The sequence below is a fragment of the Streptomyces sp. NBC_01476 genome (assembly GCF_036227265.1).
In the GTDB taxonomy this organism is placed as follows: Bacteria; Actinomycetota; Actinomycetes; order Streptomycetales; family Streptomycetaceae; genus Actinacidiphila.
Genome location: NZ_CP109446.1, coordinates 6155001 through 6178375, shown reverse-complemented (window position 1 = coordinate 6178375; position 23375 = coordinate 6155001). Strand labels below are relative to the sequence as shown.

The window sequence follows — 23375 nt, the reverse complement described above, 5'->3', positions numbered from 1 at the left end:
CCCCGGCGGTCCCCGCGGATGACCCCCGGGTCGGCCAGAATGGAGAAATGCCCGAAGGAGACACAGTCTGGCTCACCACCCACCGCCTGCACGCCGCATTGGCCGGGCACTCGCTGGTGCGCGCGGATCTGCGAGTGCCGAAGCTGGCGACCGTGGACCTGGTGGGCCGACGCGTACTGGAGGTCGTGCCGCGCGGCAAGCACCTGATGATGCGGCTGGAGGACGGCCTGACCCTGCACTCGCATCTGCAGATGGACGGCTCCTGGCACCTCTACGCGCCCGGAGAGCGATGGCGCGGCGGTCCGTCGCACCAGGTGCGGGCGATCCTGGAGACCGCCGGCCGGGTCGCGGTCGGCTACCGCCTGCCGGTGCTGGAGTTGCTGCCGACCACCGGTGAGGGCGACGTGGTGGGCCACCTCGGGCCGGACCTGCTGGGCCCGGACTGGGACCCGGCGCGGGCCCTGGAGCGGCTGGCCGCCGACCCGGACCGGCCGGTCGGGGAGGCGCTGCTCGACCAGCGCAATCTCGCGGGCATCGGCAATGTCTACGTGGCGGAGCTCTGTTTTCTGCGGGGGGTCACGCCGTGGACACCGTTCGGGGACATCAAGGCACCGGAGAAGCTGGTGACCCTGGCGAAGCGGCTGCTGGAGGCGAACAAGACGCGCCCCGGGCATGTCACGACCGGGGACACCCGGCGGGGCCGTACGAACTGGGTGTACGGGCGGGAGCGGTTGCCGTGTCTGCGGTGCGGTACGCCGATCAGGTCCGCGCAGCACGGCTCGGCGGATCGGAGCCGGGTGGCGTACTGGTGTCCGCGCTGTCAGTCCGGCCCGGGTCCCGGCGGCGGCTGAGTGCCCTGGCGGCGGGGGCCGGCACGGCGTGCAGGGGTATCAGCCCGAGGGTCCAGCCGGCGGTGAACATCGCGCCCTCCAGTGGACCGGCGGCCCCGGGCCGGACGGCGAGCCGGTAGGCCGCCCACCACCACAGCAGCCCGGCGGCCAGGGCGAGCAGCAGGCGTGCCGCCTTCCAGGGCCGCCCCCGTAGCCGAAGTGCACGCATCGCCGCTCCTTCTCGGCCGCCCGGATCCTCGTAAAGGAGTCCAGGACAGCCCTCCCGGCCCCGAGGTCAGGTCATACTCGCGCGCAGACCGAGGACAGATGGAACACGGCACATCGCGGGTCCGCGGCCGGCGGGCACACGCTACGCCGCGCCTCGCCGGCCCGCACCCGGCTGGTCTGCGGCCGACCGGACGGCCGGCCACAGACCAGCCGCCGACCGGCCGGGAACCAGCCCTGCGGGGGACAGCTCGCTCAGACGTTCTCCGCCTGGAACATCCAGTGCTGCTTCTCCAGCTCCGCGGTGATGCCGATGAGGAGATCCTGCGTCACGGGGTCGGGCTCGTCGGTGGCCGTGATGCGTTCACGCATCCGGGTGATGACCGAGCCCAGCGCGGCGACCACGATCTCCACGACTTCGGAGTCCTTGACCCAGCCGTCGGTCACGGTGTCGATGCCGCTCGTCTTGGCGACCGTCCCGGCACGTCCATCGGGGGAGATGCCGAGGGCCGCGGCACGCTCGGCCACGTTGTCCGAGCCGGTGCGGGTCGCGGAGACCACCTCGTCCAACTGGAGGTGGATGGAGCGGAAACGCGGGCCGATGATGTTCCAGTGCACCTGCTTGGCGAGCAGCGACAGGTCCACCAGGTCGACCAGAGCGCCCTGCAGGGCCTCCCCGACCGTCTTGCGGGCCTGCTCGGGCAGAGGGCTCTTTACAACAGTCATGCGCTGTTCTCCTCGCGGATCGACGCGTTCAGGTCCGGTTCATCCCCCGCTGACCCTCTTCGTCTACCCTGCACTGGGCCCGTACACATGGCAAAAGCACCGAGGCCCACCGAGGGGCACACGGGATCACAGCAGAACGGCCCGCGACCGGGAACATCCCGGGGCGGGCCGCCGCGTGCAGCAGCTGACTGGAAGGAACCGGTGAGCCCGGCCTAGGCGGCGACGACGTCGACTGCCTCGGCGGACTTCTTCGGTGCCTTGATGGTGATCCGTTCGTCCGGACCGGAGGCCACGGAGGTGACGGAAGTGACAGACGTAACCGCGCCCAGCACGGGCCGCATCGGCGCGGCAGTGGTCTCGGAAGCCGCCGACTGCGAGAGCTCGGCGAGCGACAGATCGTCGCTGACCTCACGCATGACCTCGGACATCGGCACGTCCAGAGCCTCGCAGATCGCCGAGAGCAGTTCGGAGGACGCCTCCTTCTGCCCCCGTTCGACCTCGGACAGATAGCCGAGCGAGACCCGGGCGGACGAGGAGACCTCACGCAGGGTACGGCCCTGGCGCTGGCGCTGCCGACGCAGCACGTCACCAAGCAGGCGACGGAGCAGGATCATCGGTGGCTCCCTCCTCGGACCGCGTAACCGCATCTTCCTCGCCCCACCGTACCGCCTCGGGCACCGGCCGTGCGGGGAGCGAAGACGTGTTCACTCAGGGCTGCAAACATCCCTTCCCCCCGTCTTCTTCCCTATCCTCCGGCCCCGGACTCGTGCCAGGACCGTTATCCGGGACTCTGGCCGATTCCCGGACCCGCAACCGTACTCCTCCTCAACCGCGCCGCGAGCAGTTCCAGCACAGCGGCCACCGAAGCGGCACGGATCGCGGTACGGTCCCCGGCCAGCGCCAGTTCCGCTACCTCAGCGGCCCCGGGAGCCTCCGACGGGCCTGCCACGGCCACGAACACCGTACCGACCGGCTTACCGTCCTGCGGGTCGGGTCCGGCGACACCGGTGGTCGAGATGCCCCAGTCCGCGCCGAGCCGGTCCCGGACGCCGGTGGCCATCTGCCGGGCCACGTCACCGTCCACCGCGCCGCGCGCGGCGAGCAGGCCGGCGTCCACGCCGAGGATCTCGTGCTTGAGGGCTGTTGCGTAGGCCGTCACCGAGCCGCGGAAGGTCCGGGACGCGCCGGGCACTGCGGCGAGCTCCGCGGCCACCAGACCGCCGGTGAGGGATTCCGCGACGGCCAGCGTCCCGGCCCGCTCGTCCAGCAGCCGCAGGACCTCGGCAGCGGCAGCGCTCGCCCTTGCCGATGGGGCGTCGGCCGTACGGTCCTGGCCCGATGCGCCCGACGTGCCCGCCGCACCCGACGCACCCGATGCACCTGACGCACCCGTCATGCCCGCCGCGCCCGTTCCTCCTGCGCGGCCAGGCCGGCCCGGCGCAGGACGACCGCCTGCCGGATGTAGTCCAGGCCGGTCACCACGGTGAGGATCACCGCGACCCCCATCAGCCAGGCGCGGATCGAGGCCAGTGGGCCGGTCAGGATCAGGATGTACATGCCGACCGCCACCCCCTGCGCCAGCGTCTTGAGCTTGCCGCCGCGGCTGGCCGGGATGACGCCGTGCCGGATCACCCAGAACCGCATCAGGGTGATGCCCAGCTCGCGCACCAGGATCACCACCGTCACCCACCAGGGCAGATCGCCCAGCGCGGAGAGGCCGGCCAGCGCCGCGCCCATGATCGCCTTGTCCGCGATCGGGTCGGCGATCTTGCCGAAATCGGTGACCAGACCGTAGCGCCGGGCCAGCTCGCCGTCGAAGAGGTCGGTGATCATGGCGACGGCGAACGCCGCCCATGCGAAGGACCGCCAGGCCGGATCGTGGCCGTCGCCGTGGACCAGCAGCAGGACGAAGCCGGGGACCAGCACGAGCCTGATCATCGTCAGCAGGTTGGCGACGTTCATCAGCCGCGCCTTGGGCTGCGCCGGCGGGTCCCCGAGGTGGTCGGGGGACGAGCCGGACACCAGGGGTGCCACCGTCGCCCCGCCCTCCGGCGCGGCGGACTCACCAGCCGCGCCTGACGACGCAGAAGACGCCGATGACGCAGAAGACGAGCCTGAGGACTTCGAGGACGGGGGCGTCGGCGCTGACGCGGGCGTGGAGGCTCCGCTCATCTGCCCACCCCGTCCCCGTCACCGACGGTTCCCTGCACACCCAGCGGCTCGGCGATCAGGTCGACACCCTCCGTACCGGTCACCTTCGCGGTGACGAACATCCCCGGGGCCGGCTCCCACCAGCCACCGGCCGGCGTCAGCAGCACCTGGCCGTCGGTCTCCGGCGCCTGGTGGTCCGCGCGACCGGTGACCTCGCCGGTCTCGTCGTCCACCGACTCGACCAGCACCCGGACGGTGGAGCCGAGCCGCTCCTCGGCGCGCTGGGCGGTCAGCTCCTCCGCGAGCCGCGAGACCCGCGCCAGCCGGGCGGCCACCACGTCCTCATCGAGCTTGTCGCCGTAGGTGGCAGCCTCGGTGCCGTCCTCGTCGGAGTAGCCGAACACACCGATGGCGTCCAGCCGGGCCGAGCCGAGGAAACGTTCGAGCTCGGCCAGGTCGTCCTCGGCCTCGCCGGGGAAGCCGACGATGAAGTTGGACCGCACGCCCGCCTCGGGCGCCTTGGCGCGGATGGAGTCCAGCAGTTCCAGAAAGCGGTCGGTGTCGCCGAAGCGGCGCATGGCCCGCAGCACGGCGGGCGCGGAGTGCTGGAAGGAGAGGTCGAAGTACGGGACGACGCCGGGCGTCGCGGTGAGCACGTCGATCAGGCCGGGGCGCATCTCGGCGGGCTGGAGGTAGCTGACCCGGACGCGCTCGACACCGTCGACGGCTGCCAGTTCGGGCAGCAGTGTCTCCAGCAGGCGGATGTCGCCAAGGTCCTTGCCATAGGAGGTGTTGTTCTCGCTGACCAGCATCACCTCCTTGACGCCCTGTTCGGCGAGCCACCGGGTCTCGCCGAGGACGTCGGAGGGGCGGCGCGAGATGAAGGAGCCGCGGAAGGACGGGATCGCGCAGAAGCTGCAGCGCCTGTCGCAGCCGGAGGCGAGCTTCACCGAGGCCACCGGGCCGGAGTCCAGCCGCCGCCGCAGCGGGGCGCGCGGGCCCGACGCGGGCGCGACACCCTCCGGAAGGTCGGTCAGATCGGCTACGGGCCCGCCGTCGGCAGTGGCCAGTCCCCCACCGGGACCCGCGGGCCCGCCACCCGCAGCGGCCAGTGCCCCACCCGCACCCGCGACCCCGCCGGCCGGCGCCCCACCCGGACCCGCGGCCCCCGCGGCCTGCTCCTGCCCGTGCCCCGGCAGCGCCACCCGCGCGCTCTGCCGTTCCGCCGGGCTCACCGGCAGCAGCTTCCGCCGGTCCCGCGGGGTGTGCGGCGCGTGCACACCGCCCGCCAGAATGGTCCGCAGCCGGTCCGAGATGTCCGCGTAGTCGTCGAAGCCGAGCACCCCGTCGGCCTCCGGCAGCGCGTCCGCCAGCTCCTTGCCGTACCGCTCGGCCATGCAGCCCACCGCGACGACGGCCCGGGTGCGGCCCTGGCCCTTGAGGTCGTTCGCCTCCAGCAGGGCGTCCACCGAGTCCTTCTTGGCCGCGTCCACGAAGCCGCAGGTGTTCACCACCGCCACATCGGCATCGGACGCGTCGTCCACCAGCCGCCAGCCGTCCGCCGCCAGCCGTCCGGCGAGTTCCTCTGAGTCCACCTCATTACGGGCGCAGCCGAGCGTGACAAGAGCGACGGTACGGGTTTCGGGCATGAGCCCAGACTACCCGCAGGGGGTACGGCCACCGGTACGCGGCGGTTGGTGCACCGCCGCGTAGCTCGTCACCCTTGGGAGGGATCTCCGGGGGTGTAGGTCAGGTGGGCGACCTGGCCCTTGTCGCCGGCCAGGCCGATGTCCTTGCCGTTGACGAAGAGCTGCACCGCGCCCGCGTTGCCGACGACGAGCTTGATCTTCTTGTCGTCGGTCCAGGTCATCGACTCGCCCTTCTTCAGCGAGTTCTGGTAGAGCTGCTTGCCGTTGCCGTCGGTGGCCTGGATCCAGCTGGTGCCGCCCGCGGCGCTCGCCTTGACGGTGACCTTGCCGGGCGGCGCGGCGGCGATAGCGCTGTTGGACGGCGACGGGGGCTTGGGCACGCCGTTGCCCTGCGGCGACTGGCTGGGCGGCGGCGTGGTGGTGGCGGTCGGGGTGGCCTTCGCACTGGTGCCGCCGTCGTCCCCGCCGCTGAAGGCGGTGTAGCCGACGAAGCCCACCACCGCGACGATCGCGGCGATCATGGCGGCGGTCCAGTTGGGGCGGCGCGGTTCCGAACGGATCCGTTCCGCCTCGTAGAGCGGGGTCACGGGTGCGGGAGCGATCTCGCCGGCGTGCTCGGCAACGTAACGCTCGACCAGGGGTTCGGGATCGAGTCCCACGGCCCTGGCGATCGTACGGATATGCCCGCGCGCGTACACATCACCGCCACAGCGGGAGAAGTCGTCCTGTTCGATCGCCTGGAGGATCGGGACGCGTACCCGTGTGCTGGTGCTGACCTCGTCAATGGACAGTCCCGCGGCGATGCGGGCCTGGGCGAGGGCGCGACCGACCGAAGGACGGTCGTCGGAGGGCGAGTTGCCGATGGACACGAGGGTGCCTTTCGAGCGTGCAGCCACCTGCTGGAAGTTCAGTCTAGGGGGGGTGCAAAACGGGGGGGCAAGCGGACGACCGCTTTTTGTCCGCCACTCGGGCTGCGAAGAGCTGTGCGCGGGTGGAGTCGGTTCGTCCGTCCGTAACAACTTGACGCGCGGACAGGAGAAAGGGTTGCCCCAGAACGTGCCCCAAGTCCTGGGACCCACACTTCCCACCGACCCTCAGTGGCGGCAGGGGGTCGTTTACCCGCCGCGGATCACCGCGAGCACGCCGTCCAGCTCGTCGTTCTTGACCAGAACGTCCCGCGCCTTCGACCCCTCGCTGGGGCCGACGATGCCGCGCGACTCCATCAGATCCATCAGCCGGCCGGCCTTGGCGAAGCCGACCCGCAGTTTGCGCTGGAGCATCGAGGTGGATCCGAACTGAGTGGAAACCACCAGCTCGGCGGCCTGGCAGAGCAGATCCAGGTCGTCGCCGATCTCCTCGTCGATCTCCTTCTTCGGGCCGCTGCCGACCGTGACGTCCGACCGGTACGAGGGGGTGAGCTGCGCCTTGCAGTGGTCGACGACCTTGGCGACCTCCTCCTCGGTGACGAAGGCGCCCTGCATCCGGATCGGCTTGTTCGCGCCCATCGGCAGGAACAGACCGTCACCTTTGCCGATCAGTTTCTCGGCGCCCGGCTGGTCGAGGATGACCCGGCTGTCGGCGAGCGAGGAGGTGGCGAAGGCGAGCCGGGAGGGCACATTGGCCTTGATCAGACCGGTGACCACGTCGACGCTGGGGCGCTGGGTGGCGAGCACCAGGTGAATGCCGGCCGCCCGGGCCAGCTGGGTGATGCGGACGATGGAGTCCTCCACGTCGCGCGGCGCGACCATCATCAGGTCGGCCAGCTCGTCCACGATCACCAGCAGATACGGATACGGCGACAGCTCGCGTTCGCTGCCCTCGGGTGTCCTGGCCTTCCCCGAGCGCACCGCGGCGTTGAAGTCGTCGATGTGCCGGAAGCCGTACGCCGCCAGGTCGTCGTAGCGCAGGTCCATCTCCCGCACCACCCACTGCAGGGCCTCGGCGGCCCGCTTGGGGTTGGTGATGATCGGGGTGATCAGGTGCGGGATGCCCTCGTACGCGGTCAGCTCGACGCGCTTGGGGTCGACCAGCACCATCCGCACCTCGTCGGGGGTGGCGCGGGCCATCACCGAGGTGATCAGGCAGTTGATGCAGGAGGACTTGCCGGAGCCGGTGGCGCCGGCCACCAGGACGTGCGGCATCTTGGCGAGGTTGGCCATCACATAGCCGCCCTCGACGTCCTTGCCGAGCGCGACCGTCATCGGGTGGTCCTCGCCGGCGGCTTCGGCCGAGCGCAGCACGTCGCCGAGGTTGACCATCTCGCGGTCGCTGTTGGGGATCTCGATGCCGACCGCGGACTTGCCGGGGATCGGGCTGATGATCCGTACGTCCGGGCTGGCCACCGAGTAGGCGATGTTCTTGGCGAGCGCGGTGATCCGCTCGACCTTGACCGCCGGGCCCAGCTCGATCTCGTAGCGGGTGACCGTCGGGCCGCGGGTGAAGCCGGTGACATTGGCGTCGACCTTGAACTCCCTGAAGACCTGGCCGAGCGAGGCCACCACCGCGTCGTTGGCGGCGCTGCGGGTACGGCCGGGGCCGCCGCGCTCCAGCAGGTCCAGGGAGGGCAGGGCGTAGGTGATGTCACCGGAGAGCTGGAGCTGCTCGGCGCGCGGCGGCAGCGGGTCGCCGACGTCGGCGGTGTGCTTGGTCAGGTCCGGCACCGAAGACCCCGCGGCGGTGTCGCCGGCGGCGCGCGCACTCTGGGCGTCCTCGTCATCCTCCGCCCGGGCGGCCGGCACCTGCTTGCGCACCCGGCTGGTCAGATCGGCCACCAGCGGCGAGGGCTGCACCCCGTGCAGGACCGCGCCGTCCAGCGCGGCGGCCGCCGCCGCGGCCACATCCACCGCGGACGGCTCGTCGCCGGGTTCCGCCCGGCGCCGGGGCCTGCGCCGCGGCTTGGGCTCGTCGGCCGCGTCCAGCGGGCCGTCGCGGTCCACGTCGTACGGGTCGGCGCGGTCGGCGTGGTCAGCCTGGCCGGCGCGGTCGGTGAGCGGCGGCTTGGTGAAGCGCAGCGGCAGCCGGCGCACCGGCGACTCGTCGTCCTCGGCGGGCGGGAGCACGCTCTCGTCCCCGTCGAAGAGCTCCTCCAGCGGGACGGCCTCGGGGTCCGGTGGGGCCGCGTACAGGCCGAGCTTGGTGCCGGCGTACCGCAGCCGCTGCGGGATGGCGTTGACCGGGGTGGCGGTGACCACCAGCAGCCCGAAGAGGGTGAAGAGCAGCAGCAGCGGTACGGCCAGCGGGGCGCCGACCGTGTAGAGGAACGGGGAGGCGGCGGCCCAGCCGATCAGGCCGCCGGCGTCGCGCATGGCCTGCGCGCCTTCGCCGCGGCCCGGGGAGCCGCAGGCGATGTGGATCAGTCCGAGCATGCCGATGACGAGTGCGGACAGACCGATCACGATCCGGCCGTTGGCCTCGGACTGCTCGGGGTGGCGCATCAGCCGCACCGCGACCGCGCCGAGCAGGAAGGGCACCAGCAGGTCGAGCCGGCCAAAGGCGCCGGTGACGAGCATCTCGACGAGGTCGCCGACCGGGCCCTGCAGATTGGACCAGGTGCCGGCGGCGACCACCAGGGTGAGGCCGAGCAGCAGTAGTGCCAGTCCGTCCTTGCGGTGCGCCGGGTCCAGGCCACGGGCGCCGCGCCCTATGCCGCGGAAGATCGCTCCGATGCCGTGGGCGACCCCGAGCCACATGAAGCGTGCCAGGCGGAAGAGGGGGTTGGTCGGTGAGGGGGCGGCCTTGGGCGCGGGTCTGGCCGCCGCGGCCGCCTTCTTGGCGGGTGCCTTGGCGGGAGCGCTCTTTGCCGCGAGCTTCTTGGCCGCGGTCTTCTTCGCCGCAGGCTTCGCCGGGGCTTTCTTGGCGGTGCCGGACGTACGGGAGGCCATGGTGCCGAGGTTACCGCCCTTGTGATCGGGGGACACGCGTGCCTGGGGATACGCCCGTTCGTGTCGTACCGCGTCGATCAGATGATTGACGTCACGTCAGCGGCCCTGTGGGCGGGGCCGTGCAGCGGCCGGGCAGCGGGTGGGGACTCCCCCCGGAGTCGAAACCGGGCGGAGCCAGGTGAACCTGAGGGACTCTCAGGGCCCCCCGTGAACTCCGGTCAGCCGGACGAGGAAGTCCCGCCCACCACTAGTCGCCGTTCTGCTGCTTGCCGATCCCGCCGCCGGTGCCGGGCTCCAGCGCGTCCAACGCCCGCCGCAGCCCGGTGAGTTTGCGTTCCAGGTGGGCGGCGGTGGCCACGGCCGCGCCGTCCCCCGACTCGTTGAGCTGCTTGCCGAGCGCCTCGGCCTGCTCCTCGACCGCGGCCAGCCGGGCGGAGAGCTCGGCGATGATGCCGACCGACTCCCCGCCATTGCCACGCCGGGCGCCGTCGCCATTGGATCCGGCGGACGGCAGGCCCTGCTCCAACTGGAGCCGCAGCAGCGCCGCCTGCTCGCGCAGCTGGCAGTTCTTCATGTAGAGGTCCACGAAGACCGACACCTTGGCGCGCAGCACCCACGGGTCGAACGGCTTGGAGATGTAGTCGACCGCGCCTGCCGCGTAACCACGGAAGGTGTGGTGCGGCCCGTGGTTGATCGCGGTGAGGAAGATGATCGGGATGTCCCGGGTCCGCTCCCGCCGCTTGATGTGCGCCGCGGTCTCGAATCCGTCCATGCCCGGCATCTGGACATCGAGCAGGATCACCGCGAAGTCGTCGGTCAGCAGCGCCTTGAGCGCTTCCTCCCCGGACGATGCCCGGACCAGGGTCTGATCGAGCGCCGAGAGGATAGCCTCCAGCGCCAGCAGATTCTCCGGCCGGTCATCGACCAGGAGGATCTTGGCCTTCTGCATCATGGCCCGCCCTCCTCGCCCCGGCCCTGTGCCGGTCGCCGCCCCCGGGGACAGCTCCGTCATGCCGCCCATCCTTGTGCCGGTCATGGTAGCCGCACCCCGTCGTTCGCCACACCCTGTCACCGCCAGGTCACTCAACACGCACCGGAAACGTAGGCGGGGACCAGAAGGTTCCCTGATTCCAACGCCCTCACACCTCATCCGACACAGAGGCCGGGAAAACATACGCCTTCCCGCGCCGGTTCCGCTCCCCGACGCGCCGGGCGGCCCCAACAGCCGCACCGATCACGGCCGTACCGGAGCTGCGCCCGGCGCACGGGTCAGCGTGCGTGCATCCACTGTTCCATGAGTGTGAGCAGATGATCAGTGTCCACGGGTTTCGTCACATAATCCGACGCTCCTGAGTCGATGGCCTTCTCACGATCGCCCTTCATCGCCTTGGCGGTGAGCGCGATGATCGGCAGCCCGGCGAACTGCGGCATCTTGCGGATCGCCGTGGTCGTCGCGTAGCCGTCCATCTCCGGCATCATGATGTCCATCAGCACCACGGCGATGTCGTCGTACTGCTCCAGCACCTCGATGCCCTCCCGCCCGTTCTCCGCGTAGAGCACGGTGAGGCCGAACTGCTCCAGGACACTGGTGAGCGCGAAGACGTTACGGATGTCGTCGTCGACGATCAGCACCTTCTCGCCGCTGAAGCCGCCGGAGAAGCCCGCGTAGGTGTCCCCCTGTCCGGCGTCCACCCACTGTTCCGGTGCCGCGTTCGGCGTCTGCCCGTTGCCGTTGGGGCTGCCGTGCCCGTTGGCCGAGCCGCCCGAGGAACCGTTGGCGGTCGCCGGGTGCTGGGCCGGCGGCAGCGCCGAGCGGCGGCGCAGCCGGGCCAGGCTGCTGCCGGGGCTGCGGGTGCGGCCCTGGGCGGCCTCCTCGGTCTCGGTGTATCCCCCGGGCGGCAGTTGCGGCAGCGCCGGCGGCACCTCGCCGATGCTCATCGGCAGGTACAGGGTGAAGGTCGAGCCGCGGCCGGGCTGGCTGTCGGCGTGGATCTCGCCGCCCAGCAGCCGGGCGATCTCCCGGCTGATCGACAGGCCCAGGCCCGTACCGCCGTACTTGCGGCTGGTGGTGCCGTCGGCCTGCTTGAACGCCTCGAAGATCACCCGCATCTTGCCGGCCGCGATGCCGATACCGGTGTCGGTGACCGAGAAGGCGATCATCGGCTGGTCGGCCTCCCGCAGGGTGCCGGCCTCCAGCATCTGCTCGCGGATGGACTGCGGCACCTCCGTCGTCGCCGGCCGGATCACCAGCTCCACCGAACCGCTGTCGGTGAACTTCACCGCGTTGGAGAGCAGGTTGCGCAGCACCTGGAGCAGCCGCTGCTCGTCGGTGTGCAGGGTCACCGGCAGCTCGGGCGAGACCCGGACCGAGAAGTCCAGGCCCTTCTCCGCGGTCAGCGGCCGGAAGGTGGCCTCGACGTAGTCGACCAGCTGCACCAGCGCGATCCGGGTCGGCGAGACGTCCATCTTGCCGGCCTCGACCTTCGACAGGTCCAGGATGTCGTTGATCAGCTGCAGCAGGTCGGAGCCGGCGCCGTGGATGGTCTGGGCGAACTCGACCTGCTTCGGCGACAGGTTGCCGTCGGCGTTGTCGGCCAGCAGTTTGGCGAGAATGAGCAGCGAGTTGAGCGGTGTGCGCAGCTCGTGCGACATGTTCGCCAGGAACTCGGACTTGTAGCGCATCGAGACCGCCAGTTGCTCGGCGCGCTCCTCCAGCACCTGCCGGGCCTCTTCGATCTCGGTGTTCTTCACCTCGATGTCGCGGTTCTGCCTGGCCAGCAGCTCGGCCTTGTCCTCCAGTTCGGCGTTGGACATCTCCAGCGCCCGCTGCCGGCTCTCCAGCTCCGCGGAGCGTTCCTGCAACTGCTCGGTCAGTTCCTGCGACTGCTTCAGCAGCCCTTCGGTCTTGGTGTTGACCGAGATGGTGTTGACGCTGATCGCGATGATGTCGGTGATCTGGTTCAGGAAGTCCTTCTGGATCTGGGTGAACGGCTGGAACGCGGCCAGCTCGATCACCCCGAGCACCCGGCCCTCGAAGAGCACCGGCAGCACGATCACATGGGACGGCGGCGCTTCGCCGAGCCCCGAGGTGATCTTCAGGTAACCCGGCGGCACGTGCTCGACCAGGATGCTGCGCTTCTCCACCGCGGCCTGCCCGATCAGCCCCTCGCCGGGCAGGAACACCGTGGACAGGAACTTGCGGGAGAAGCCGTAGCTGCCGATCGGCCGCAGTTCGTACTCCTCGCCGATCTCCGTGGTGTCGTCGGCGAGGAAGAACGCGCCGTGCTGCGCGGACACCACCGGTGTCAGCTCGCTCATGATCAGCGCGGCCACGTCGCCGAGGTCCCGGCGGCCCTGCATCAGACCGGAGATCCGGGCCAGGTTGCCCTTGAGCCAGTCCTGCTCCTTGTTGGCGAGCGTGGTCTCCCGCAGCCGGACGATCATCGTGTTGATGTAGTCCTGCAGCTCCAGGATCTCGCCGGCCGCGTCCACGTCGATCCGCAGGTTCAGATCGCCGCGGGTCACCGCGGTGGCGACCTGGGCGATGTTGCGGACCTGCGAGGTGAGGTTGTTGGCCATCAGGTTCACCGACTCGGTGAGGTCCTTCCAGATACCGGAGACGTCCGGCACCCGCGCCTGACCGCCGAGGCGGCCTTCGGTGCCCACCTCGCGGGCCACCCGGGTCACCTCGTCACCGAAGGCCGACAGCTGCCCGACCATGGTGTTGATGGTGGTCTTGAGCTCCAGGATCTCGCCGCGCGCGTCCACGTCGATCTTCTTGGACAGGTCACCGCGGGCCACCGCCGTGGTGACCTGCGCGATCTGCCGCACCTGACCGGTCAGGTTGGACGCCATGCCGTTGACGGACTCGGTGAGGTCCTTCCAGGTGCCCGCCACGCCCGGCACCCGCGCCTGGCCGCCCAGGATGCCCTCGGTACCGACCTCGCGGGCGACGCGGGTGACCTCGTCACCGAAGGCGGAGAGCGTGTCCACCATCGTGTTGATGGTGTTCTTCAGCTCCAGGATCTCGCCCCGGGCGTCCACGTCGATCTTCTTCGTCAGATCGCCGTTGGCGACCGCCGCGGCCACCGAGGAGATCGAACGCACCTGGCTGGTCAGGTTGTTGGCCATCAGGTTGACGTTGTCGGTGAGGTCCTTCCAGATGCCGGACGCGTCCCGCACCCGCGCCTGACCGCCCAGCTGGCCTTCCGTACCCACCTCGCGGGCGACACGGGTCACCTCGTCACCGAACGCCGACAGGGTGTCCACCATGGTGTTGACCGTGGTGACCAGCGCCAGGATCTCGCCCTTGGCATCGACGGTGATCTTCCGCGACAGGTCGCCCTGGGCGACCGCGCTCGTCACATCGGCGATGTTGCGGACCTGCGACGTCAGGTTGTTCGCCATGAAGTTGACGGACTGCGTGAGGTCCTTCCAGGTGCCCGAGACTCCCTTCACCTCGGCCTGCCCGCCCAGGATGCCCTCGGTGCCCACCTCGCGGGCCACCCGCGTCACCTGCTCGGCGAAGGACGACAGCTGGTCGACCATCGTGTTCAGGGTGTTCTTCAGTTCGAGGATCTCGCCCTTGGCGTCCACGTCGATCTTCTGCGACAGGTCACCGCGCGCGACGGCCGTCGCGACCTGCGCGATGTTACGGACCTGGCCGGTGAGGTTCCCGGCCATGAAGTTCACCGAGTCGGTCAGATCGCGCCAGACACCGGCGACGCCCGGCACCTGCGCCTGACCACCGAGCCGACCGTCGGTGCCCACCTCACGGGCCACCCGGGTCACCTGCTCGGCGAAGGACGACAGCTGGTCGACCATCGTATTGATGGTGTTCTTCAGCTCCAGGATCTCGCCCCGCGCGTCCACGTCGATCTTCTGCGACAGGTCACCCCGCGCGACCGCGGTGGTGACCTGGGCGATCTGCCGGACCTGGGAGGTCAGGTTGCCGGCCATGAAGTTGACGGAGTCGGTGAGGTCCTTCCACGTGCCCGAGACGCCGTCCACCCGGGCCTGCCCGCCGAGGCGGCCCTCCGTGCCCACGTCGGTGGCCATCCGCGTCACCTGCGCGGAGAAGGAACCGAGCTGGTCCACCATCCGGTTCACGGTGTTCTTCAGTTCCAGCATCTCGCCGGAGACGTCCACCGTGACCTTCTGCGTCAGATCGCCGTTGGCGACCGCGGTGGTGACCTGCGCGATGTTACGGACCTGGCCGGTGAGGTTGCGGAAGGCGGTGTTGACGGAGTCGGTCAGGTCCTTCCAGGTGCCGGCCGCACCGGAGACCTGCGCCTGCCCGCCGAGGATGCCCTCGACGCCCACCTCGCGGGCCACCCGCGTCACCTCGTCACCGAACGAGGAGAGCTGGCCCACCATCGAGTTCACGGTGTTCTTCAGCTCCAGCATCTCGCCGGAGACGTCCACCGTGACCTTCTGGGACAGGTCGCCGCCCGCGACCGCCGTGGTGACCTGCGCGATGTCCCGCACCTGCGCGGTCAGGTTGCGGAAGGCGGTGTTCACCGAATCGGTGAGGTCCTTCCAGGTGCCCGCGGCGCCCGGCACCTGCGCCTGGCCGCCGAGCTGCCCCTCCGCGCCGATCTCCCCGGCCACCCGGGTCACCTCGTCGGCGAAGGTCCGCAGCGTCGCGGTCATCGCGTTGATCGTCTCGGCGAGCTGCGCGACCTCGCCGCGCGCCCCGATGGTGATCTTCTGCGTCAGGTCGCCGTTGGCGACCGCCGTGGTGACCTGCGCGATGTCCCGCACCTGCGCGGTCAGATTCCCGGCCATCAGATTGACCGAGTCGGTCAGGTCCTTCCACACCCCGGCCACGCCGGGCACCTGCGCCTGCCCGCCCAGCTCACCCTCGGTGCCGACCTCCCGGGCGACCCGGGTGACCTCCGAGGAGAAGGACGAGAGCTGGTCCACCATCGAATTGACGGTGTTCTTCAGCTCCAGCATCTCACCGGCGACATGCACGGTGACCTTGCGCGACAGGTCGCCCTTCAGCACCGCCTGGGTGACCAGCGCGATGTCGCGGACCTGGGCGGTCAGCCGGTACGCCATGGTGTTGACCGAGTCCGTGAGGTCCTTCCACGACCCGGCCATCCCGCGGACCTTCGCCTGCCCGCCGAGCTTGCCCTCGGTGCCGACCTCGCTCGCCACCCGCGTCACCTCGTCGGTGAACGCGGACAGCTGGTCGACCAGCCCGTTGACCGTACGGCCGACCTTCAGGAACTCGCCGCGCAAGGGGTGCGCCGACCCGTCGGCGTTCTGCGCCCGCAGGTCCATCCGCTGCACCAGGTCGCCCTCGGCCACCGCCGACAGCACCCGCCCGACCTCGGACACCGGCCGCACCAGGTCGTCCACGAGCGCGTTGGACGCCTCGATCGCGGCCGCCCAGGCGCCCTCGCTGTCACCGGTCTGCAGCCGCTCCTTGAGCTTGCCCTCCCGGCCGACCACCCGCCGGACCCGCGCCAGCTCCCCGGTGAGGTGCTGATTACGGTCCGCGACCTCGTTGAAGACCTCCGCGATCTCGGCCATCGGGCCCTCGCCGGTCACCGGAAGCCGCTTGCGGAAGTTGCCGTCCCGCATCGCGGCCAGCGCTCCGTGCAGCTTGGCGAGCGCGGCGGCGTCGACCTCCACGGTCCCGCTGCCGCGCGACCGCCCGTTCTTCGTACGCGTGACTGCGCCCCGCGCCGATGCGCCAGACTCCACCGTGTCCCTCCCGGAGGGTCGACCGACCTGCAGATGAGCAAGATTGCTGCCTTGCGAGCATCCCCAGTGTTTCACCCTCGCCCCGTCCGGCCATAACAGTTCGGCAGCATCGCATATGTCACCCGGCACGTTTCGGGGTGGAAACACCCGCAACCGGCGCACGCGGCGTACCCGGGGGTCAGTAACCTGGCTCTGTTGTCAGGGGGGACCCGTCCCCTCCGACGGGTCGCACACCTCCAGGGAGCCGCCGGTGAAAGTTCGACAGCGCGGCGGCACGTCGACGGACGCCACGGTCGCGCCCGTCCAGTCACGAGCAGCAGCGAGGAGACCGGTGATCACGGCGCGGGCAGCGGCCAGCTTCGAACCAGTGGGACGGTCGGTCGCCGTCGCCCGGGCCTTCGTCCGCGACACCCTGCACGGCTGGGGCTTCGCCGACATCGTGGACGACGCCGTCGTCCTGACCAGCGAACTCGTCACCAATGCGGTGGTCCACGCCGGTACGGCCGCCGATGTGACCTGCCTGCGGTACGACACCGCGGTCCGGGTCGAGGTCGCCGACCACTACCCCGAGCGCGAGATCCCGATGCAGGGCCGGGGCCGGCAGTTCCGCGACGGCGACAACGAAGGCGGCCGCGGCCTGCTGCTCTGCGCCGCCCTCGCCGGCCGCTGGGGCGTGGAGTACACCGGGGCGGGCAAGACCGTCTGGTTCCAGCTCGACCTGCCAGAACGCCCGGCCGGCACCCGCTCGGCCGGACCGGTGCTGCCTACCACCGAGCTGCCGGTCGCCGACGAACGGGTCCGGGTCGCGGTGATCCAGGCCGACGGCCGCGGCACCATCACCCGCTGGAACGACGACGCCACCGACCTCTTCGGCCACGCCCCCGCCGACATACTCGGCACCTCCCTCACCGACATCACCGCCTGGCCGCAGACCCCCGGCACCGGCATCGGCCTCGCCGACGCCCTCCAGCTCTCCCGCTGGGAGGGCACCTACGGCCTCCGCGACGCCGACGGCCGCGTCCTGCCGGTCTACGGCTCCCACCTGCGGGTCCGCGACAGCGCCGGCGAGCCCTCCACGGTCTGCCTGCTGGTACGCGCCGAGGAACGCGCGATCCTGCAGTCCCCGGCCCGCGGGCCTGCCCACTCCGACACCGGCCTCACCCAGCGCGGAAAGAGCACCGACGCCTTCGAAGTCTTCATCGGCTCCCCCGCCCCCGACGACCTCGACGGCCTGCTCCAGCGCACCGTGGAACGCGCCCGGGACATGCTCGACGGCGACGCCGCCTACCTGCTGCTCGCCACCGACGACGAGACCGAACTGGAAGTACGCGCCTCCACCGGCCTCCCCTCGGCCCGCCAGCGGTTCGCCCGGGTCCCCGTCGAGGCCGGCACCGGCCGCTACGGCAGCGCCCGGATGCCCGCCGTCCACGAGGACCTCACCGCAGTCCCCGGCGCCGTACCGCTGCTCTCCGGCACCGGCATGCGCTCGGTCGTCACCGTCCCGCTGAAGGTCGAGGGGCGCCTGACCGGCTCCATCGGCGTCGCCTGCGAGGCCCCCGGCCGCTACTCCAACCAGGAGGCACTGCGGCTGCAGTTCGCCGCGGACCGGATCGCGCTCGCCGTGGAGAGCGCCCGCCTCACCGAACTCGAACGGCTGCGCCGCGGCTCGCTCTCCTTCCTCGTGGAGGCGTCCGACCTGCTCGCCGGCACCCTGGAGCGCGACCAGACGCTCGCCCTGATGGCACAGATGACGGTCCCCACACTGGCCAGCTGGTGCGCCGTCTACACCATCGCCGAGCAGTCGCAGTCGGAACCCGAGCTGGCCTTCGTCCTGCACGAGGACGAGGACCGCATCGACGGCATCAAGGCGCTGCTCTCCCAGGTGCGCCCGCCCGACCCCGACCCGACCCCCGGCGCCCGGGTCTGGACCGACCCCTCGGACGTGGCCCACTCCAGCGCCCTGCGCGCCTCCCTGCGCAGCCTGGGCGTCGGTGCCACCACCGCGGCGGCCGGCGCCCGCGCCAGCACCCCCGGCATCCAGCTGGCCACCGCGGCCGCCGTGGGCGGCGAGACGGTCGTCCTGCCGCTGGTCGCCAGGAACCGCGTCATCGGCATGCTGACCCTCGGCAAGCCCACCGACGAACGCTTCCGCCAGGAGATCCTGGAACTCGCCGAGGACCTGTCCCGCCGGGCCGCCCTGGCGCTGGACAACGCCCGCCTCTACAGCGAGCGCACCGCCATCAGCCAGGCCCTCCAACGCAGCCTGCTGCCGCCCGAGCTGCCCCGGGTCCCCGGCGTCGAGGTCGAGGTCGTCTACCGGGCGGCCGGCGAGGGCAACGAGGTCGGCGGCGACTTCTACGACCTCTTCCCGATCCGCGACGGCTGCTGGGGCTTCGCCATCGGCGACGTCTGCGGTACGGGCCCGGAGGCCGCCGCCGTCACCGGCCTGGCCCGGCACGCCCTGCGCCTGCTCGCCCGCGAGGGCTTCGGCGGCCCCGCGGTCCTGGAGCGGCTCAACGCCGCCATCCTCGACGAGGGCGCCCGCAGCCGCTTCCTGACGCTCCTTTACGGCGAGCTGTGGCCGCAGCAGGACGGCAGCGCGGTCCTGCGCATGGTCTGCGCCGGCCATCCCCTCCCGCTGCGCCTGCGACCCGACGGCACGGTGGAGCCGGCCGCGGAACCACAGCCGCTGCTGGGCGTGATGGAGGACCTGGAGCTCTTCGAGCAGTCCATCACCCTGGACCCGGGAGACGTCCTGCTCTGCGTCACCGACGGCGTCACCGAACGCCGCGAGGGCAGCCGGATGCTCGGTGACGACGGCCTCGCCGATGTCCTCGCCACCTGCACCGGCCTCACCGCCGGCGCGGTCGCGGCCCGCATCCAGCGGGCGGTGGAACGCTTCGCCTCCGACGCGCCCTCGGACGACATGGCGATTCTGGCGATGCGGGTCCCGAAGTAGGGGACGGTACGAAGAGTTGGGGAGAACGGAAAAGCCCCCGCCTGTCGGCGGGGGCTTTTCGCTGTCAGAGCCCCAATACGGAATCGAACCGTAGACCTTCTCCTTACCATGGAGACGCTCTACCGACTGAGCTATTGGGGCGCGTCGACGAGAGGATCTTAACCCATGGAAGGGGGTGCGGAGAAACCCGTCAGATGAGTCCGCCGAGCGCGTTGCAGGCGTCGGTGATATGCGTCAACTCCCGCTGGGTCAGCCCCGAATGCACCGGCAGGGAGAGGGTGTCCGCACAGACCAGCTCGGTCTGCGGCAGCATCGTCCCGGTGCGGTGCGCGGGCATCCGGTGCACCGGAACCGGCACGCTCACCGTCGCGTTGACTCCGCGTGCGGCCAATGCGCGCCGGAACGCGTCCCGATCGGGCCGGCCGTTGCCCGGCACCCGCACCGTGTACTGGTGGTAGAGGTGATGGGCACCGGGCTCCGTGTACGGCACGATCACCCCGGTCAGCGCCGAGTCCAGGAACCGCGCGTGCGCCCGGCGACGGGCGACGGCACCGATGTCCTCCCCCGCGTCGCCCTCCTCGACCAGGGCCAGCGACCAGCGGTCGGCCACCTCACCGAGCCGCTCCAGCGGGGCCGGGTGCCCGAAGACACCCACCGGGAGGATCGCGGCGGTACGGGACGTGACGCCGGCCGCCACCGCCTCGGGGTCGAGGCAGAAGGTCCGCGGGTCGATGTCGGCGAAGACGGCTATGGCGCCGGCCAGGCGTACGGCGTCGGCGGGCGCGCTGGGCCCGAAGGACGGCACGATCACCTCGTCGCCCGCGCCTATCCGCAGCTCAACGAGGGCATCACGCAACGCGGAGGCTGTCGAGTCCGAAGCGATCCTGTGCCGGCGTCCTGCAGTGGTCATCTGCACGTGTCCACACCTCCGAGCCTGTCGGGATGCCAGAGTCCCGACACGACGTGAACGCGGGGTAACGGCAAACAGAAAAGCCCCGGCCCCTGAGACAAAGCTCAGGGGCCGGGGCTTCTTTTCAAGATTTGTTCGGCGGTGTCCTACTCTCCCACAGGGTCCCCCCTGCAGTACCATCGGCGCTGAAAGGCTTAGCTTCCGGGTTCGGAATGTAACCGGGCGTTTCCCTAACGCTATGACCACCGAAACACCATGAAACACACACCAACCCACCCCGAAAACCCAGAGGTAGGGGTTGGTGGCTGGTTGTTTCAGAACCACACAGTGGACGCGAGCACACATGGACAAGCCCTCGGCCTATTAGTACCGGTCAGCTCCACCCCTCACAGGGCTTCCACATCCGGCCTATCAACCCAGTCGTCTCCTGGGAGCCTTACCCCATCACGTGGGTGGGAGCCCTCATCTCGAAGCAGGCTTCCCGCTTAGATGCTTTCAGCGGTTATCCCTCCCGAACGTAGCCAACCAGCCATGCCCTTGGCAGAACAACTGGCACACCAGAGGTCCGTCCGTCCCGGTCCTCTCGTACTAGGGACAGCCCTTCTCAAGACTCCAACGCGCGCAGCGGATAGGGACCGAACTGTCTCACGACGTTCTAAACCCAGCTCGCGTACCGCTTTAATGGGCGAACAGCCCAACCCTTGGGACCGACTCCAGCCCCAGGATGCGACGAGCCGACATCGAGGTGCCAAACCATCCCGTCGATATGGACTCTTGGGGAAGATCAGCCTGTTATCCCCGGGGTACCTTTTATCCGTTGAGCGACGGCGCTTCCACAAGCCACCGCCGGATCACTAGTCCCTACTTTCGTACCTGCTCGACCCGTCAGTCTCACAGTCAAGCTCCCTTGTGCACTTACACTCAACACCTGATTGCCAACCAGGCTGAGGGAACCTTTGGGCGCCTCCGTTACCCTTTAGGAGGCAACCGCCCCAGTTAAACTACCCACCAGACACTGTCCCTGATCCGGATCACGGACCGAGGTTAGACATCCAGCACGACCAGAGTGGTATTTCAACGACGACTCCCCAATGGCTGGCGCCACCGGTTCACAGTCTCCCACCTATCCTACACAAGCCGAACCGAACACCAATATCAAGCTATAGTAAAGGTCCCGGGGTCTTTCCGTCCTGCTGCGCGAAACGAGCATCTTTACTCGTAGTGCAATTTCACCGGGCCTATGGTTGAGACAGTCGAGAAGTCGTTACGCCATTCGTGCAGGTCGGAACTTACCCGACAAGGAATTTCGCTACCTTAGGATGGTTATAGTTACCACCGCCGTTTACTGGCGCTTAAGTTCTCAGCCTCGCCACACCAAAGCATGACTAACCGGTCCCCTTAACGTTCCAGCACCGGGCAGGCGTCAGTCCGTATACATCGCCTTACGGCTTCGCACGGACCTGTGTTTTTAGTAAACAGTCGCTTCTCGCTGGTCTCTGCGGCCACCCCCAGCTCACACTGCAAGAGTGATCACCAGGAATGGCCCCCCTTCTCCCGAAGTTACGGGGGCATTTTGCCGAGTTCCTTAACCATAGTTCACCCGAACGCCTCGGTATTCTCTACCAGACCACCTGAGTCGGTTTAGGGTACGGGCCGCCATGAAACTCGCTAGAGGCTTTTCTCGACAGCATAGGATCATCCACTTCACCACAATCGGCTCGGCATCAGGTCTCAGACTTCATGTGCGACGGATTTACCTACCGCACGCCCTACACCCTTACCCCGGGACAACCACCGCCCGGGCTGGACTACCTTCCTGCGTCACCCCATCGCTTACCTACTACCCCATCGGGCCGGCGGCTCCACCACTCCCCATCACTCCGAAGAGATCAAAGGCGGCTTCACGGCCTTAGCATCAGAAGATTCAGTACTGGGCGTTCCAAAGCGGGTACCGGAATATCAACCGGTTGTCCATCGACTACGCCTGTCGGCCTCGCCTTAGGTCCCGACTTACCCTGGGCAGATCAGCTTGACCCAGGAACCCTTAGTCAATCGGCGCAAGAGTTTCCCACTCTTGTATCGCTACTCATGCCTGCATTCTCACTCGTGAACCGTCCACCACTCGCTTACACGGCGGCTTCACCCGGCACACGACGCTCCCCTACCCATCACAACGGGCGTTAACCCTTCACGCTGCAATGACACGACTTCGGCGGTACGCTTGAGCCCCGCTACATTGTCGGCGCGGAATCACTTGACCAGTGAGCTATTACGCACTCTTTCAAGGATGGCTGCTTCTAAGCCAACCTCCTGGTTGTCTCTGCGACTCCACATCCTTTCCCACTTAGCGTACGCTTAGGGGCCTTAGTCGATGCTCTGGGCTGTTTCCCTCTCGACCATGGAGCTTATCCCCCACAGTCTCACTGCCGCGCTCTCACTTACCGGCATTCGGAGTTTGGCTAAGGTCAGTAACCCGGTAGGGCCCATCGCCTATCCAGTGCTCTACCTCCGGCAAGAAACACACGACGCTGCACCTAAATGCATTTCGGGGAGAACCAGCTATCACGGAGTTTGATTGGCCTTTCACCCCTAACCACAGGTCATCCCCCAGGTTTTCAACCCTGGTGGGTTCGGTCCTCCACGACCTCTTACAGCCGCTTCAACCTGCCCATGGCTAGATCACTCCGCTTCGGGTCTTGAGCATGCTACTAAATGTCTAATTAAAGACGGCGCCCTGTTCGGACTCGCTTTCGCTACGGCTCCCCCACACGGGTTAACCTCGCAACACACCGCAAACTCGCAGGCTCATTCTTCAAAAGGCACGCAGTCACGACACCAAGCGCAAGCACTCGATGCGACGCTCCCACGGCTTGTAGGCACACGGTTTCAGGTACTATTTCACTCCGCTCCCGCGGTACTTTTCACCATTCCCTCACGGTACTATCCGCTATCGGTCACCAGGGAATATTTAGGCTTAACGGGTGGTCCCGCCAGATTCACACAGGATTTCTCGGGCCCTGTGCTACTTGGGTGGTAAGCAAACGAGCCGTACAGATTTCAGCTACGGGGGTCTTACCCTCTACGCCGGACCTTTCGCATGTCCTTCGCCTATCCATACGGTTTCTGACTCGTCTCACAGCCGGCAGACCATGAAAGCTCACTCCCACAACCCCGTATACGCAACCCCTGCCGGGTATCACACGCATACGGTTTGGCCTCATCCAGTTTCGCTCGCCACTACTCCCGGAATCACGGTTGTTTTCTCTTCCTGCGGGTACTGAGATGTTTCACTTCCCCGCGTTCCCTCCACATGCCCTATATATTCAGGCA

The 23375-nt window shown here is 68.9% G+C and carries 12 protein-coding genes, 1 tRNA gene and 2 rRNA genes (1 of these 15 only partly in view); 2 read left to right on the top strand and 13 right to left on the bottom strand.

Annotated elements, in window-relative coordinates:
* The first annotated feature begins 47 nt into the window (after positions 1-47).
* A complete protein-coding gene (locus OG552_RS27050; RefSeq protein ID WP_329137238.1) occupies positions 48-851 on the top strand; it encodes an Fpg/Nei family DNA glycosylase in 804 nt (267 codons plus the stop codon).
* Positions 852-1310: 459 nt separating this feature from the next.
* Here the strand turns inward: OG552_RS27050 and OG552_RS27045 are convergent, their stop codons facing one another.
* The 9 genes from OG552_RS27045 to OG552_RS27005 all read right to left on the bottom strand — a co-directional run bounded on the left by OG552_RS27045 (position 1311) and on the right by OG552_RS27005 (position 16176).
* On the bottom strand, positions 1311-1781 hold the full coding sequence (locus OG552_RS27045) for a Dps family protein (protein ID WP_329137237.1): 471 nt from the start codon (positions 1779-1781) through the stop codon (positions 1311-1313).
* Between the two features lie 212 nt (positions 1782-1993).
* Complete coding sequence (locus OG552_RS27040) at positions 1994-2395, bottom strand: helix-turn-helix domain-containing protein (RefSeq protein WP_329137235.1); 402 nt, start codon at positions 2393-2395, stop codon at positions 1994-1996.
* Between the two features lie 164 nt (positions 2396-2559).
* On the bottom strand, positions 2560-3177 hold the full coding sequence (locus tag OG552_RS27035; protein ID WP_329137232.1) for a CinA family protein: 618 nt from the start codon (positions 3175-3177) through the stop codon (positions 2560-2562).
* Positions 3174-3743 carry a CDP-diacylglycerol--glycerol-3-phosphate 3-phosphatidyltransferase gene (gene pgsA / locus OG552_RS27030; protein WP_329141170.1) on the bottom strand — a complete coding sequence of 190 codons (570 nt, stop codon included), beginning with the start codon at positions 3741-3743 and terminating at the stop codon, positions 3174-3176. Before pgsA ends, OG552_RS27035 begins: the two co-directional genes overlap by 4 nt.
* Before the next feature lie 206 nt (positions 3744-3949).
* A complete protein-coding gene (gene rimO, locus OG552_RS27025; RefSeq protein ID WP_443071041.1) occupies positions 3950-5581 on the bottom strand; it encodes a 30S ribosomal protein S12 methylthiotransferase RimO in 1632 nt (543 codons plus the stop codon).
* A 68-nt stretch (positions 5582-5649) separates the two neighbouring features.
* Positions 5650-6450, bottom strand: coding sequence for a helix-turn-helix domain-containing protein (locus OG552_RS27020; RefSeq protein WP_329141168.1), 801 nt, complete (start codon positions 6448-6450; stop codon positions 5650-5652).
* A 246-nt stretch (positions 6451-6696) separates the two neighbouring features.
* On the bottom strand, positions 6697-9462 hold the full coding sequence (locus OG552_RS27015) for a DNA translocase FtsK (protein ID WP_329137230.1): 2766 nt from the start codon (positions 9460-9462) through the stop codon (positions 6697-6699).
* A 247-nt stretch (positions 9463-9709) separates the two neighbouring features.
* Entirely contained in the window at positions 9710-10414 is a 705-nt protein-coding gene (locus OG552_RS27010; protein ID WP_329141166.1) for a response regulator, read from the bottom strand.
* 317 nt (positions 10415-10731) lie between these two features.
* Positions 10732-16176, bottom strand: a complete 5445-nt coding sequence (locus OG552_RS27005; protein WP_329137228.1) for a HAMP domain-containing protein — start codon at positions 16174-16176, stop codon at positions 10732-10734.
* 331 nt (positions 16177-16507) lie between these two features.
* On the opposite strand from OG552_RS27005, the gene OG552_RS27000 reads away from it, so the two are divergent.
* Positions 16508-19135 (top strand): SpoIIE family protein phosphatase, encoded by a 2628-nt coding sequence (locus tag OG552_RS27000; protein ID WP_329137226.1) that lies wholly within the window; start codon positions 16508-16510, stop codon positions 19133-19135.
* Positions 19136-19203: 68 nt separating this feature from the next.
* Here OG552_RS27000 and OG552_RS26995 read toward each other — a convergent pair.
* The 4 genes from OG552_RS26995 to OG552_RS26980 form a co-directional block, all read right to left on the bottom strand.
* Positions 19204-19276: transfer RNA gene (locus OG552_RS26995), tRNA-Thr, on the bottom strand.
* Between the two features lie 49 nt (positions 19277-19325).
* On the bottom strand, positions 19326-20045 hold the full coding sequence (locus tag OG552_RS26990) for a DegT/DnrJ/EryC1/StrS family aminotransferase (protein ID WP_329137224.1): 720 nt from the start codon (positions 20043-20045) through the stop codon (positions 19326-19328).
* A gap of 133 nt (positions 20046-20178) precedes the next feature.
* Positions 20179-20295: ribosomal RNA gene (gene rrf, locus OG552_RS26985) — 5S ribosomal RNA — on the bottom strand.
* Positions 20296-20388: 93 nt separating this feature from the next.
* A 23S ribosomal RNA gene (locus OG552_RS26980) occupies positions 20389-23375 on the bottom strand (it continues 155 nt past the right edge of the window).